This is a genomic window from Saprospira grandis str. Lewin (genome assembly GCF_000250635.1).
GTDB classification, from domain to species: Bacteria; Bacteroidota; Bacteroidia; order Chitinophagales; family Saprospiraceae; genus Saprospira; species Saprospira grandis.
This window is the reverse complement of record NC_016940.1, coordinates 3,295,209-3,309,692: the sequence shown is the minus strand read 5'-3', so window position 1 is coordinate 3,309,692 and position 14,484 is coordinate 3,295,209. Positions and strand designations below refer to the sequence as shown.

The 14,484-nt window shown below is 49.1% G+C and carries 9 protein-coding genes; 4 read left to right on the top strand and 5 right to left on the bottom strand.

What is annotated here, in order from left to right; genetic code table 11:
- Positions 1 to 34: 34 nt before the first annotated feature.
- Positions 35 to 1,426, bottom strand: coding sequence for a phosphoglucosamine mutase (glmM, locus tag SGRA_RS14585; protein ID WP_015693530.1), 1,392 nt, complete (start codon positions 1,424 to 1,426; stop codon positions 35 to 37).
- A gap of 205 nt (positions 1,427 to 1,631) precedes the next feature.
- Between glmM and SGRA_RS14580 the strand changes: the two genes are divergently transcribed.
- Positions 1,632 to 2,375, top strand: coding sequence for a hypothetical protein (locus SGRA_RS14580; RefSeq protein WP_015693528.1), 744 nt, complete (start codon positions 1,632 to 1,634; stop codon positions 2,373 to 2,375).
- Between the two features lie 339 nt (positions 2,376 to 2,714).
- Here the strand turns inward: SGRA_RS14580 and SGRA_RS14575 are convergent, their stop codons facing one another.
- The 4 genes from SGRA_RS14575 to SGRA_RS14555 all read right to left on the bottom strand — a co-directional run bounded on the left by SGRA_RS14575 (position 2,715) and on the right by SGRA_RS14555 (position 8,875).
- On the bottom strand, positions 2,715 to 5,756 hold the full coding sequence (locus SGRA_RS14575) for a CHAT domain-containing protein (protein ID WP_015693527.1): 3,042 nt from the start codon (positions 5,754 to 5,756) through the stop codon (positions 2,715 to 2,717).
- 215 nt (positions 5,757 to 5,971) lie between these two features.
- Positions 5,972 to 7,075 carry an acyloxyacyl hydrolase gene (locus tag SGRA_RS14565; protein WP_015693525.1) on the bottom strand — a complete coding sequence of 368 codons (1,104 nt, stop codon included), beginning with the start codon at positions 7,073 to 7,075 and terminating at the stop codon, positions 5,972 to 5,974.
- 471 nt (positions 7,076 to 7,546) lie between these two features.
- Positions 7,547 to 7,942, bottom strand: a complete 396-nt coding sequence (locus SGRA_RS14560) for a hypothetical protein (protein ID WP_015693524.1) — start codon at positions 7,940 to 7,942, stop codon at positions 7,547 to 7,549.
- Between the two features lie 12 nt (positions 7,943 to 7,954).
- On the bottom strand, positions 7,955 to 8,875 hold the full coding sequence (locus tag SGRA_RS14555; protein WP_015693523.1) for a transporter family protein: 921 nt from the start codon (positions 8,873 to 8,875) through the stop codon (positions 7,955 to 7,957).
- A 76-nt stretch (positions 8,876 to 8,951) separates the two neighbouring features.
- Here SGRA_RS14555 and SGRA_RS14550 point away from each other — a divergent pair, with 76 nt between their 5' ends.
- From SGRA_RS14550 to SGRA_RS14540, 3 genes are all read left to right on the top strand, one after another.
- Positions 8,952 to 9,245, top strand: a complete 294-nt coding sequence (locus tag SGRA_RS14550; RefSeq protein ID WP_015693522.1) for a hypothetical protein — start codon at positions 8,952 to 8,954, stop codon at positions 9,243 to 9,245.
- Positions 9,246 to 9,648: 403 nt separating this feature from the next.
- Entirely contained in the window at positions 9,649 to 11,844 is a 2,196-nt protein-coding gene (locus tag SGRA_RS14545) for a T9SS type A sorting domain-containing protein (protein WP_015693521.1), read from the top strand.
- Between the two features lie 27 nt (positions 11,845 to 11,871).
- Entirely contained in the window at positions 11,872 to 14,103 is a 2,232-nt protein-coding gene (locus SGRA_RS14540; protein WP_015693520.1) for an FG-GAP-like repeat-containing protein, read from the top strand.
- Positions 14,104 to 14,484 lie beyond the last annotated feature (381 nt).

The window sequence follows — 14,484 nt, the reverse complement described above, 5'->3', positions numbered from 1 at the left end:
TAAAACCATCTGCTAAATAGCAAAAAGCCTCCAATTAAGCCATGATGATCTCGCGAACATCAGACTTGATTTTATTTGCCAAGTTTTGAGCCGTTACAGAAGAAGCACTCTCCGTATAAATGCGAATGATCGGCTCTGTATTCGACTTTCTAAGATGGATCCAGTTCTCATCAATAAAGATCTTGAGCCCATCAATTGTATTCTTAGGATAGTTGACATACTTTTTCTCTAAAGCAGCTAACAATTGGTCGATGTCAATTTGTGGCGTCAACTGAATTTTATCCTTAATGATGACATAATTGGGATAATCTGAACGCAAAACCGAAGCCCGCTTATCTGTGCTCGCCAAAAATGACAAAAAGAGCGCAATACCTACCATGGCGTCTCGACCATAGTGCAAGGCCGGATAAATGATTCCGCCATTGCCCTCTCCTCCAATAATCGCCTCTACTTCTTTCATCATCTGCACCACATTGACCTCTCCAACAGCAGAAGCCGTATACTTGCCCCCATGCTTTTTAGTCAGTTCGGCCAAAGCCTGGGTAGAAGATAGGTTCGAGACGGTGTTCCCGCCCCCTTCTTGGCCCAAAATATAATCGGCTACCGCCACTAGGGTGTACTCCTCGCCAAAGGGCTCTCCATCTTCACAGATCAAAGCCAAACGATCAACATCAGGGTCTACCGCAATGCCCAAATCAGCTTTCTGCTTGAGCACCTCGGCCGATAAGGCAGAAAGGTTCTCTGGCAAAGGCTCTGGATTATGCGCAAAACGCCCCGTTACCTCATCGTTAATCGCAATCACCTCGCAACCCAACTGCTCCAATAAAGGCACCATAGAAATAGCGCCCGTAGAGTTGATGCAATCAATCACTACCTTATATTTTTTCTCCTTAGTCAATTCTGAACGAACCAACTTGAGCTGCATAATCAAATCAATGTGCTTCTGAATATAGCCCACTTTCTTGCGGCAAGTCCCCAACTGGTCCACCTGCGCATACTCCACTTCTCCAGAAGAAATTAAACGCAAAATCTCACTACCATCTTTAGCCGAAATAAACTCGCCCCGATGATTCACAAACTTTAAGGCATTCCACTCCTTTGGATTATGACTGGCCGTCAAAATAATCCCACCATCAGCCTCTTCTTGCATCACCGCTACCTCTACCGTGGGCGTAGTCGATAAACCAAGGTTGTAGACATTTACCCCCATCATCCGCAAAGTCGCCGAAACCAACTGCTCGATCAACTCTCCAGATACTCTCGCATCTCTTCCCAATACTACCGCAGGCGCATCTTTGCCCGTCTCTTGCTTAATCCAATAGGCATAAGCCGCCGTACTCTCTACCAAATCTTGAGCGGTGAGGTTCTCTCCTACTGCACCCCCAATTGTTCCCCGAGTTCCCGAAATTGATTTTAATAGTGCCAAAAGCTCTAGCGTTTACGTTTAAATTAAAAATGTCTCCCTAATACCTCATACTCAATGAAATCCTAGAAGTTCTCCCCCATCTCAAAGCCCTTTCCCTAAAGAGCGCTTTCAAATTTTGCCCAAAAATAGTTTTTTTATTTATCATTGTACAGTGATCCGATTCAAAAACTCCCCTTTTTCTTTGCTTCTTCCAAATCATCCTATTATGCGGCCTACTTTTTTCCTGCTCCTCGCCCTCTCGCTCCTCCTAATCAATTGCCAAAAAGAAACGGAATCCTTCCCCGATTTCGAGCTTAGCTATTTCCCCAGCGATAGCGGACATTATGTGATCTATCAAGTAGATAGCATCTATTATAATGATTTTGATCGGACTATCGACACGGTTTCTCTACTCATTAAGGAGGAAGTCGGCGGCCAAGAAACCGATAACCGCAACCAAAGTTACCAACGCCTCAACCGATATTATAAAAGAGATAGCTCGCCCTGGCAACTGGCCGAGGTCTGGGCTATCCAAATTGAAGGAAGCTTTGCCTACCGCATAGAAAATAATCAACGCTATATCAACCTGAGCTTCCCCCTAAAAATAAACCGCCAATGGGATGGCATTCCCTATATCCGCAGAGATACCGTGATTAGTATCCCCGGCGGCAGTATCGATATTTATAAGGATTGGGACGCCTTCGAGATTATTGAACTAGATGGCAGCTATACCTATAATGGCCAAAGCTTCGACTCCGTACTGACGGTCCTGCAAGTCGATAAAATCAATAATATTGAACGCCGCTATAGCCTAGAACGATATGCCAAAAATTATGGCCTCATCTATAAAGAACAACTGATCCTAGATACCCAATGCAACGGAAATATCGCCAACTGTATCGGCATCCCCTGGGAACAAAAAGCAGAAAAAGGATATATCCTCAATATGACTTTCCTCTCCTCTAATTAACAATGCAATGGCCCATCTCTCTCCTCAGAAGATGGGCCATTCTTTTATTTTCTATTTGGGGCGTTACTCCTTTCAGTCGTCGAACTGCGGCCTAAACATTTATTCCCTTTGGTCATCGAACTGGCGCCCCTATAGGGGCTGGTTGTCGCAGCTCGCTGCTGTTTTGGGGCCTCCTGCCTTCGGCAGGCGCTACGTTTCAGGGCTCGCTATTCGCTCGGCCCTTCGCCAGCAAGCTGGCTCGGTCTGGCCTGACGGCCACCCCTCCACATCGCTAGGCCTGCGGGCGCTTCGCGCCCTGCTAGACCAGGCTCGCTGCGCTCGCCAAACTGGACCAATAGGCTAGGCCGCCTTTTCTTTCCGCCGACGAAATAAACCCATCGGGATAGATAAAGCCAGCAGCCCCCCCAAAGCATAGGGCCAGTAATCTGCCCAACGCCCCTTCTTGGCCAAAGGAATCGGACGAGGGTCGCCCAATTGTATAAAGGCCGCCCAATAGGCCGGATGCCCCAAACTAGGCTCCCCAATCCCATTCAAATAATCTAATTTGGCCAAACGCAATGCCATGGGCTTGTTCGCCCCCTCTTGCAAATGACTGTAAAAACGCTGCATAATATAGGCCGTGCTCTGGTCATTGACCTGCCACAAACTAGCCACAATAGAAGAACTGCCCGCAAACTGAAAGGCCCGAGCCAAAGATAATAAACCCTCTCCCGACTGATATTCTCCCGTCCCGGTCTCACAAGCAGAAAGGACCAGTAGATTACTATTGACCTGCAAACGCCCCAACTCCCAAGCCTCCAAAAAGTTGTCTTCTGTACTATCTGCCGTCTCCGTAAATACTAATGAAGATAAAAAGGGCTGCCGCTTCTCTAAGACGCCATGTAGGGCCAAATGCAATAAGCCATAACCCTCCTGCTGATGCCGCTTGAAGTTGAGCTCACTAGCCTCCTGCTCATACAAAAACCGCCCATCAAATAAGGCTTCTAAATAGGCCACTTCTTTTTGGGCCGCTGGCAAAGGCCCCAATACAGAGCGACGGTTTTCTAGTAGAGGACTTCGCAAGGCCTGAGCTTTTTCTCCCCCAGCAGCATAGCTGCCCGCAAAGGCCAATACTTTATTATAGGGATATAAAGGGCGCCGACTCTGCTCCAAATACAGTTTAGCCGAAGATTGATAACTAACTTCCCAATCTTTGATTAGGTAGGGAATCTCAGCATAGGGCGTAGAAAGCGCTACCTCCCGACTCAATAAGGCCTCAAAGGGCAAATAACTCATCGGCCCATCTAAAACTAGGGTTAAACGCTGCCCCTTTTGCTCGGCCAATATGGGCCAAAGTAGTTGCTCACTCACCGAAAGGGCTAGCTTTAGGTAGCGCTCTCGACTCCCCTCTGCATCATTTAATAGCGAAGTAAAGGCCTGCATTTCTTTTTGTAGGGCCAAGCAGTCCTCGGCCAAGCCTTCTTGCTCCAACTCATAGAGCTGTAGCTTTTCCGAACTGAGCGCAAAGGCATAGAGCCCCTCTTCAGACCAGAAATAGGCCAGCAGTAATTCTTCTTCAGCCAATTGCTGTTGTAAAGCCCCTACATCCAATCCCGCTGTCTCTAATTGCTGGGCAAAGTAGTCGGAAAACTGCTGCTTGACGGTCTTCTCAAAGGCCGTAATGGCCAACTCCTGCTGCGCAATCTGCGCATCCAAAGCCTGCTTTTCTGAAGACTCCAAGCTGCGGGCCCGCTGCTGCTTAAGGGCCATAAACTCCTCTTCTAGGGCCGCCCTTTGGTCCAATATGCTGTCGGGCAATTGTAGGCCCCAAGCCCCCAACTGCTGCTCTTCCTGAAATAAAACCGCCTTTTGCTCTTCCGCCAACTGAAACAAACTAGCCGCTGGCTGCTTGCGCAATAACTGCAACTGAAACTGCCGATTGAGCAAACGCTGCCCCAAACTTAAGGTCCGCTGCTTATCTGCCTCATGTCGAAGCTCCTGACGAATTTTACGGTTGTAGTCTAAGGCCAAGTCAAGGTAAAGGGCCGCAGAGTCTAAACCATTTTCCAACTGCCCATTATCTCTATACAGCTGACTCAAAGCCTCTAGACTTTGAACAAAAAATGCAGGATGCCAATAATCGGCCTCTAGTAACTCTTCTGGCGCTAGCCAATTTTCATCTTTTGCATTGGCCTGAATAACCTCCCAAAAGCCCTCTTTAGCCAGCTCATAATCCTCATTATAGTAGTGTAATCGGGCTATAGAATATTGATTTTGTAGTAAGCCGAGTTGATTCTTGGCCATTTTTCCTTTCCTCAGGGCTAGGGCTTCTTGCATATATTGCATGGCCTTTTTTCGCTTCCCCATTTTAAAGTAGGCCACAGCAGTATTGTTTAGACTGACCGCATATTCTAGGGAGGGGCCAACTACTTTTTTTTCTTCCCGAAGCAGCTCCTCATAATTGGCAACAGCAGCCTCTATTTCACCTAAGCTGCTCAGGATCGCCCCATAATTGGCCTTTAGCTCAAAGTATAAACTATGCTGCTTACCCAAACTAGCAGAAATAATAGCAAGAGCCTTTTCTTCATTTTCCTTGGCCAACTTTAACTGTCCATCTAAGGCCTGTATTCCAGCCAAAAAATCAAGGTCCATAGCATAGTAGTAATGTTCTTTGCCATAAAAAGCCTCATCAATGGCCATTACCTGGGCATGAAAAGATAAGGCCTTGCTTAAGGCCCCCATATCTTTATATAGTTGCGCCAAATTATTAAGGAAGGTGCTTTCACTTTCCTCATCGAGTAAACTATCGGCCTGCAAAAGCGCTAAGCCTTCTAAAAAGTAGTGCTCTGCATCGCTTAAGGCATCATTTTGATAAGCTATGGCCCCCAACAAATTGTAAATTTTACTCTTATCCTCTTTACTTTCTAGCTGGAGTAAGCTTTGTTCTAAGGCCTTTTTGGCCCGCTTGTAGTCGCCACTATAATAAAGGTAACAAGCCCAGGTATAATAAAATTTAGCGTAGTAAGGGTCTGTTTTAGGACATTCCGCCAAGGCCGTAGAAAGTAGCGATTTGGCCATATCCCACTGTTCTTGCTCTATAGCATAATAAGCTAAACTGTTTTGCCAGTAGTATTTTTCTTTTCCTGCTTGGGCTCGATCAATCATCTGCTCTAGGTAAAATATAGTGAGCTTAGCAGGAGCTTCGGCTTCTAAAAACTGATACACACTATCCGCATAGCTGTCGTAATTGGGGGCGCTGCTGGCCAGACTTAGATAGCGATCTACTATAGGCGATAACTCTTCTTCGCTTTCTAGTAGTTCTTCATAGATCTGTTGGGGAGCGTTTTGGGCCTGCCCAAAAAAAGGGAGGCAAAACAAGAGGAGGGGAACTAGGGCTTTCATCTGTTTTCTTTGTTCTGTTTTCAAAATACCAGGCCTTAGCTTAAGTGCCTAGCGGCTGGGCATAAAAGGCCCGAAGGGCCGTCGGCTGAGGGGCTGTAGCAGGGCCGCCCTAGGCGGCAGACCAAAGCCCGCAGGGCTGCAGGGCCGAGCAGAGCTGCGAGCTGCGCAATGGCCCGACCCAAGGCCGCAGGCCGCAGGGGCAGCCCCAAATTCATTTAAAAATCTAATCCTATGGCCAAGTCAAAGAAGTCGGCCGTGATGCCATGCGCCTTGATGCGTACCGCCAAATAAGGCGTATGCTTATGCTTTAGGGGCGAAAAAGGATAGTAGGCGATGCTGGCCCGAGTGTAGGGGAGCCTGACGACCGGTTCTGTAATATAATAACCAACTTGCAATCCAAGGCCAACATTGCCCATAATCCACTCATGTCCAGCCCAAAACAACAAACGCTGCGCCTTTTGTCGAGCCTCTTGGGCCGTTAGGGTCAGGTTGCTCAACCAAAAGGCCTCTACCCCACTATGGTACTCCCCCAACAGGCCAAAACGCAGACTTTTAGTAGCGGCATAGCGATAACTGCCGTAAACTGTAGCACTGTAGAGGGCAAACTTTGGTCCCCGCTCAGTACGGCGCACCTCGGTCATGCCTAGACCAAAATCAGCCCCAACACCCCATCTTTTGGGCACTTGATAATCCGCTGGGGCAGGCCGATAATCCTGCGACTGCAAAGCATAGGGCCGATAACGCAAACCCAAATGAAAACTAGCCGCATTGATGCCCAAATTGGGAAACTGAGAGGCCCCATTGGAGTAATGGGTAAAGCTAAAAGAAGGCTGCAAAAGCAAACGAGAAGTCAAGGGCCACTGAAAGCCCAAACGCACAGCTGTGTTGTTGTTCCAATGCGAACCAATAATGTTGTTGTCGGGATTCCTAAAACTATTGCCATAATTAGATACATAGGCAATGCCTAGGCCCAAGCGAGCATAAATCTCCCAGTCGCCAGACCGCCAAAAAGGAAACTTGAGCTGCGGCATCAGCCCAATGCCCCAACCCAAACGAGCATCCGCAAAGTCTTGAAAGGATAAAATGAGCCCAAACTCTGGATAAGCCGCCAAAGCGGACCAATCCTTTTTGCCATGACTCTGATACAGCCAGTTAATCTCGCCCCCTAAGGTAGGCGGCAAACGGTCTACCGGAATATTGATGTACTCCCGATGTTTGACTAAGCCCCCATAATGCAGGCCCATTTCCCAACTATGCCCCTGCTGAGACCAACTAATTGAGGCCCAAAGTAAAAGTATAAATAGTAGTAGCTGCCGCATGCTGTTTTAGCCCAAAGATAGGGCTTTCTCCTGAAGTCCTGAAAGGAAATAAGGCTTTGGGGGGGCTTAAGTCCTAAGGAGGATTAAGGAAGGTCCTCGCCAGGACCTGTCTAGGTCCTAGCGACCATTAAGAGACATCCTCCAGAGGATCTGCCTAGGTCCTAAGGAGCATTAAAGGAGGTCCTCGAGAGGACTTAAGTAGGTCCTACTGACCATTAAGTGAGGTCCTCAAGAGGATCTAGACAAATCCTAGCGACCATTTCAGAAGGTCCTAGCGACCACCTCCATAGGTCCTAGGCTGGGGGTAAAAGAATCCCCCTGAGGGGGTTACGTCCCCCTTTCGAGGGGTTCGGCACCCCCTCTTTAGGGGTACAGTACCCCCTCCAAATAATTGGCTAAAACCATCTATAGGGGGAAGAAAAACAAAGCCCCAGACTACGGTTAGTTTGGGGCTTTGTTGCTTTAAATAGACTAAGGGACCAAAGTAATAGGAACAAACTCCTGCACATAATTTCCTTTATGATCTATATGGCAGCGGATTTCCAGTTCTGCTGCTCGAGGGAGGCTATCGATATAGACCCAGCTAGTATCAATAGCCAATAAACCATCATGGGTATGCAAGCCTGCCGAGAAGAGCAAATCATAAGTGCTCGTATCTAAGACATAGAGCTCATAGCCGTGCATTTCCCAATCTTCTGCCGAAAAATTGGCCTGTATCCGAATCGTTTCTCCCCTACGGAAGGTATCCCCAGGCTGAGGGCTCAACAGAAAGCGATCTACTTCTTCTTGACTGGGCGCTATAGGCGGCTTTTCGCAAGCCAATAGAGCCAAGCTCAAAAGCAGACTGAGCATAATAAGATAACGCATAATATTATTTGTTTAGAAAAGATAAATCGCTCGGAGGCTAGCCTGCCAGCGGCCATATACATAGCCTTCTCCTAGGGCTTGCTGAATGGGCAGTTGGGCCTCTACCCCAAAGGCATAGTTTTGCAGAAAGAGGTCGGCCCCAAGGCGGCCCCAAAGGGCCCAACCAAAAGTAAACTCTTCGGGAATATTGCCCCGATAATCGGGGTTGCGGTATTCATAGCGCAGGCCGGCCTGATAAGAGATAGAATTGCCCTTAATCTTTTGGCGGTAGAAGCCGTATAAGTTGGTATTCCAGCGGTCCCCAAACTCATAATTGGTCTTTGGCGCTGCCGTATTGAGGGTATAGCTCATTTCTAGGCCCCCGCCCCAGCTTCGGTACTGCCAATTATAGAGCAGCATAAAGGGAAAATCCCAAGAGCCGGTCCCCATTTGCAAATTGGCGGGCAGCAGCTCCCCATCCACAGATTGGCGTTGGTATTGGCCTGTGGGCAGCTTCAGGCCAAGGCCCAATTGCAAAAAGTGGCGCAGCTTATATTCTGCACTATCCGTATTATTATAAAGGGTAATATTGGCTTGCAGGCTGGCATCGCCTAGGCCCTGATTATAGCTCCACTGGCCGCCCTCATAATTGCTATAATGCTGATAGGGCAGACTAGCAAACAATTGCAGGCGATTTTTAAGCAAGCCATAGCGGCCCCAAATCTCGGCCCTTTGCAGATAATCCCAGGCTTCTAGGGCCTCGCCTTCCTCCAACAAATAGGGCGGATGCTCTGTATAATACTTCTGAAAACGATATCGAAGGCCCATAAACCGACTGCGATAATTGGGCAGTAGGCCAAACACATTATCTCCAGCCCCACTGCCGCAAACATCGCAGGCCAACAAACTAGGGGCAGACAACAGGAGAAAAAAGAAAACAGAGAGTAAGCGCATAGATCGGTATTTTGCTCCTAGGCAGCAGGGCCGCCAGGAATTTCTTTATCTTGCGCAAAGATAACTTATAACTACCATGAAAGAAAAGAAAAAAAACAATTGGCTCGAAAAGCTAAAGAAGAGTACTGATTTATTTTGGTCCGAAACCTACCCCGCCAAAACGGCCGAGGAAAAACAAGCCTACTGGAGCGCTTTGGTCCAAAAGGCCCTTAAAGAAGCCGAAAAGAATGGGGAGGAGCTTGGCCAGGTCTTTAGCCCCAGTTGGTGGCAGGAGATTAAGGCGCAGGATGATCAAGCTTGGGACTATCTGGCCCAAAGTTTTCCAAAAGCAGATTTTCCCGCTATCTGGAGCGCTTGTCCAGAAGATTAGAATTTGGGGCCCGCGGCCGGCTAGCCTTCGGCTAGGTCGGCCGCCGCTATGCTGCGGGGCTCGCTGTTCGCTCGGCCCTTCGCGGGCTTTGCCCGCTCGGTCTGCGGCTTTGCCGCACCCACTCCGCAGCGCTGGGCCTGCGGCGGCTTTGCCGCCTGCTAGCTGTAAATCTAATTGATGATGGGTTTTAACCCTCATTCCTATAAGATGGCAAAGCAATACCTTTAGAAAGGGCCGAAGGCCCGCGGCTGAGGGGCTGTAGCAGGGCCGCCAAAGGCGGCAGACCGAGGCGGCAAAGCCGCCGAAGGGCCGAGCAAACCTGCGAGCTGCGCAATGGCCCGACCCGAGCGAAGCGAGTGGGCAGCCCCAAAAAAAGTAATGTAAAAACAATCACATAAAGAAGATGAAAAATAGCTTATTATTAGTCTGTTTATGGTTGAGCGGACAGCTCATGGCCCAGCTTCCTGAGGCCCAATTCCCCTTAATGGGGAGCAATGGGCAGCCCCTCGAGCTAGCTTGGCAGGGCGGACTCAACTCGCCACAACTCTCTACAGCCGACCTAGACGGCGACCAAGCCCCAGAACTCATCTTCTTTGATCGAGTGGGCCAAACTATTGACTGCTACAGCCTACAAAATGATGGCAGCTATTTGCCTCGGCCAGAGCTGCGCTCCGCCTTTCCACTTGCCGAACTGCAACACTTTATGCTAATAAGAGACTACAACTGCGATGGGATTCCGGACCTCTTCAGCTACTTTCAGGATATTGGCCTGGGGCAGAGGGGGATCATTGTTTATAAGGGGCAGCTCAATTTGGCGGGGCAGCTTAGTTGGAGCACTGCTGGAGAAAAACTATTTTACAGTGATGCACAGGGCCAAAGAGAAACTATCTTCTTGAGTACCATAGATATTCCTGCCATTGATGATATAGATGGAGATGGCGACCTTGATATCCTGACCTTTAACCCCTCTGGAGGCTATATTGAATACTTTAAAAACCAATCTATAGAAGAAGGGCATGCCTGCGATAGTCTGCATTTCACCTTAGCCGATGACTGTTGGGGGCGGGCCTATGAAAGTGGTTTGCAGGCTGAACTGGACCTTAGTCCAAGAATAGATAGCTGTGCCAATTGGGCCGGTTGGACCGCCCTGAGGCCGCAGTCGGGCCGTCATGCGGGCTCTAGTCTGCTTAGTTTGGACCTAGATGGCGACCAAGACAAAGACCTCATTCTGGGCGACCTCTCTTTTCCCAATCTCATTGCCTTGCGCAATGGTGGGCAAAACGATACCGCCTGGTTTGACCAACAAAATGTAAACTTTCCGACAGGCCAAGCGGCAGCCGTAGAGCTTTTTCCCGCCGCTTTCTATGAGGATGTAGATGGAGACGGCATCAAGGACTTTTTGGCCACGAGTAACCGAGACTTTGCCTCGGAGGACCGCAGTTTGTTATTCTATAAAAATACGGGCAGCAACAGCCAACCGCAGTTACAGCTACAAAGCAATCATTTTTTAATTGAAGAGATGTTGGACCTGGGCACCAATGCTTTTCCGCTTTTAGCCGATTGGGATGGCGATGGCGATCAGGACCTCATTTTGGGCCATTATGGTAGCTATCAGGCCGGCAACAACTATACGGCTGGACTTTGGTACTTTGAAAACCAAGGCAGTGACCTTCAGCCCAGCTTTAGGCAGCAGAACGATGATTTGGGCCAATTACGGCAATACAACCTGCACCGTTTGGTCCCTACGGCAGCCGATATAGATGCCGATGGCGATTTGGACCTCTTGGTCGGTTTGGATGATGGGCAATTATACTTCTTGCAAAATACGGGCTCGGCCCAAGCGCCACAACTAGCCATGCCCCTGCCCTATCAGGGCATTGATGTAGGCCAGAATGCGCACCCTCAATGGGTAGACTTGGACCGAGATGGCGACCTAGACCTAGTTTGTGGAGAGAAAAATGGCAATATCAACTACTTTGAAAATACAGGCGATAGCAGTCAGGCCCAGTACTCGGCTAGTCCGACCACAAGCAGCCTAGGCTTTATAGATACCCGTCAGGCAGGATTTACAGAAGGCAACTCGGCCCCCTTCTTTTTAGATTTGGGCCAAGAATACCGGCTATTTGTGGGTGGCCAAACTGGGGAGATCTGGAGCTACGACAGCATTGAGCAGAACATTTTGGGGGCCTACCGCAGCATTAGCCACCCTTTGGACCAAATTGATGAGGGTTGGCAAACGGCCATAGCCGCCTCTACAGCCTTTGGGCAGGGACAAGCCACCTACTTCATTGGCAACCGCAGAGGGGGACTTTCGGCTTACTATCAGCTAGTGAGCAGCCATTCTACCCTAACCCCTCAGCTCAAGCTACAGCCTTGGCCCAATCCGAGTCGAGGCCAATTTCAGTTGGAGGGATTGCCCCCCACTGCAGGCCAAAAGCTATTTGTATACAATATGTTGGGCCAATTGCTGCATCAGCAAAGCCTAAAAGGGAAGGCCTCTGAAAGGATAGATTTATCGGCCCTAGGAGCAGGACAATATATTTTAAGCTTATCTTCTAGTCCAAGCAGCCAATATGCTCAGATTATTGTTATATATTAATATATTCATTATAAAACCACTTGCGTTATGCACAAACTCCTTCTACTCCCTCTTTTGCTCTTTGCTGGCCTTAGCTTTGGACAGACTGTAGAGCCTTGGTTACCCCCTGTCATTAACAGCAATGGGGATACCTTAATCTATGGAGCGCTAGGTGGGTTAAATACCCCCCAGTACTCTGAGTTAGATTTGAACAATGACGGTAAAATGGACCTATTGGTCTATGACCGTTCTGGGCAAATTGCCTTGACTTTTCTCAATGAAGGAGGGCCCAATGAGATCAACTATAAGTATGCACCCAAATACCAGAAGAACTTCCCACAAGGGACCCGTAACTTCATGCTGGCCCGTGACTTTAACTGTGACGGCATTGCCGACCTCTTCTTCTTTAACCAACCGCCCTTTACCTCTGGCGGAATTGGCGTCTATAAAGGACGCTACAATGCCGATAATGAGCTAGAGTTTGACCTTTATAACCCCTTATTGGAATATACCCACCCTCAGTTTGGGGTCAGCGACATCTTTATCTTTAATCCCGATGTTCCCGCCATTGAAGATATTGACTTTGATGGCGACTTAGATATTGCCGCTTTTACCCTAGACTTCACCTTTCAACGAAATGTATACTACTACCGCAACACCTCTATGGATGATGGACATGGCTGCGACTCTCTAAATTTTGTCTTGGAACATGAATGTCATGGCATGTTCTCGGAAAGTGGTTTTGACAATACCGCCTTGCTAAGCCCTGGCGTAGATAGTTGTGCTGGCAACCCTTATTGGGGACGCATGGCCAACCCTCGACATATTGGGTCTACCGTGACCTTAGTAGACTGGAATGCCGACCGCAAAATGGACCTGCTTATGGGCGATGTGAGTGTAAACACGCTCAATATGCTTACTGCCGAGATAGTTAACGACACCTTTCTCTTTGTTTCTCAAGATACTACCTACCCTAGCTATGATGTTCCTGTAAATGTATTTAGCTATCCCGCAGGCTACTTTGTGGATGTAGACAATGATGGCGATAAAGACATGATTGCCAGCCCCACCGAGCTAGCTACAGGAGAGGCCGTTACCGACTCTGTTTCTTGGCTCTACCTCAACAACAGCCCCGACTCGACTATGCAGTTGGAGTTTCAGCAAAAGGACTTTATGGTAGGGCAGATGATTGATTTGGGCATGGGGAGCTTCCCTACAATTGTCGATGTCAATGCCGATGGCCTTTTGGACCTAGTGGTTGGGCATTTTGCCTATACTGATACCTTCAATGTCTTTAGTACCAGCCTACATTATTACGAAAATGTGGGTACGGCAACTGCTCCTGTCTTTCAGTTAATGGATGAAGACTTTGCGGGCTTAGCTAGCTTGGGTGAACAGTCTTTTGTCCCTGCTTTTGGCGATATTGACGGCGATGGCGACCAAGACCTTTTGGTCGGTTTGGTAGATGGCACCTTAGACCTTATTGAGAATACCGCAGGGGCCAACCAGGCTATGATTTGGGGCAACCGCACAGATAGTTTTGCGGGCATTGATGCGGGCAGCGTCGCTTATCCTCAACTTATGGATTTGGACCGAGATGGCGACCTTGACCTTGTGGTGGGTAATGATATTGGCCGAATGTACTATTATGAAAATGATGGAGACGCCAATACCCCCGACTTTCCAAGCAGCCCAAGCAGCAACGCCTTTGGTTTTGACCTCACGGCCTATGGGGGCAGCTTGGCCGCGCCACATTTTGTAGATCTAGGGACCGACTTTGAGCTCTTTTTGGGCCATGATGACGGCAAAATCCTACAGTTTAATAATATTGATGGTAATGTAACGGGCCTTTATGACACCCTCAGCCTAGACTTTATGGGCTTTTGGCAGGGAAGAAACAGCAGCATTGCCGTGGCCGATTTGGATGGCGATGGCGAGCGCGACTTTGTGCTGGGCAACATCCGCGGGGGAATTTCTTTTTACCGTCCCTCTTATGTAGACACCACAACTAGCCATAATGTATTGGCCCAAAGCAGCAGCTTTAGCCTTTTCCCCAACCCCAACCAAGGCGAGTTTGTCGTAAAATGGGAAGCGCCACTAGAAGCAGGGGGACAACTCTTTTTGTTTGACCTCATGGGCCGCCTCATCGAACAGCAGCAGTTGGTCCAAGGGCAGCAGTATAGCAGCTTTCAGTTGACGGACTTGCCCGCTGGGCAGTATTTGTTGCAGTATCGTAGCAAAACGGGCCAACAAGAAGTACAAAAACTAATTATTCGATAAGGATTTGGGGCTGCCCGCTCGCTTCGCTCGGGTCGGGCCATTGCGCAGCTCGCAGGTCTGCTCGGCCCTGCAGGCTTTTTCGCTTTGCTTCAAAAGCCTTGGGTCTGCCGCCTGCGGCGGCCCTGCTACAGCCCCTCAGCCGATTGGCGGCTGAACAGCCGCCTGTTGGCCGAGCCGCCCTGATTAAATTGACGAATGGACCAACTTGGCCAGCGCTCTGCAGAGCGCTGGCCTTTTTATTTGCGCATCGGGCAGGCCCAGCGCTGCGCAGCCGTGGCCGAAGGCCAGACCTAGCGGGCGCAGCCCGCGCAGGGCCGAGCAGACTTGCGAGCGGCGGAGCATAGCGGCGGCCAGCTTGCTGGCCGCGGGCCCCAAAAAAAA

Bases quoted from the DNA above. Each gene is read 5' to 3' on its own strand.
- SGRA_RS14575 (WP_015693527.1), bottom strand. From the start codon at position 5,756: ATGAAAGCCCTAGTTCCCCTCCTCTTGTTTTGCCTCCCTTTTTTTGGG.
- SGRA_RS14555 (WP_015693523.1), bottom strand. From the start codon at position 8,875: ATGCGCTTACTCTCTGTTTTCTTTTTTCTCCTGTTGTCTGCCCCTAGT.
- SGRA_RS14545 (WP_015693521.1), top strand. From the start codon at position 9,649: ATGAAAAATAGCTTATTATTAGTCTGTTTATGGTTGAGCGGACAGCTC.
- SGRA_RS14560 (WP_015693524.1), bottom strand. From the start codon at position 7,942: ATGCGTTATCTTATTATGCTCAGTCTGCTTTTGAGCTTGGCTCTATTG.
- SGRA_RS14540 (WP_015693520.1), top strand. From the start codon at position 11,872: ATGCACAAACTCCTTCTACTCCCTCTTTTGCTCTTTGCTGGCCTTAGC.
- SGRA_RS14550 (WP_015693522.1), top strand. From the start codon at position 8,952: ATGAAAGAAAAGAAAAAAAACAATTGGCTCGAAAAGCTAAAGAAGAGT.
- SGRA_RS14565 (WP_015693525.1), bottom strand. From the start codon at position 7,075: ATGCGGCAGCTACTACTATTTATACTTTTACTTTGGGCCTCAATTAGT.
- SGRA_RS14580 (WP_015693528.1), top strand. From the start codon at position 1,632: ATGCGGCCTACTTTTTTCCTGCTCCTCGCCCTCTCGCTCCTCCTAATC.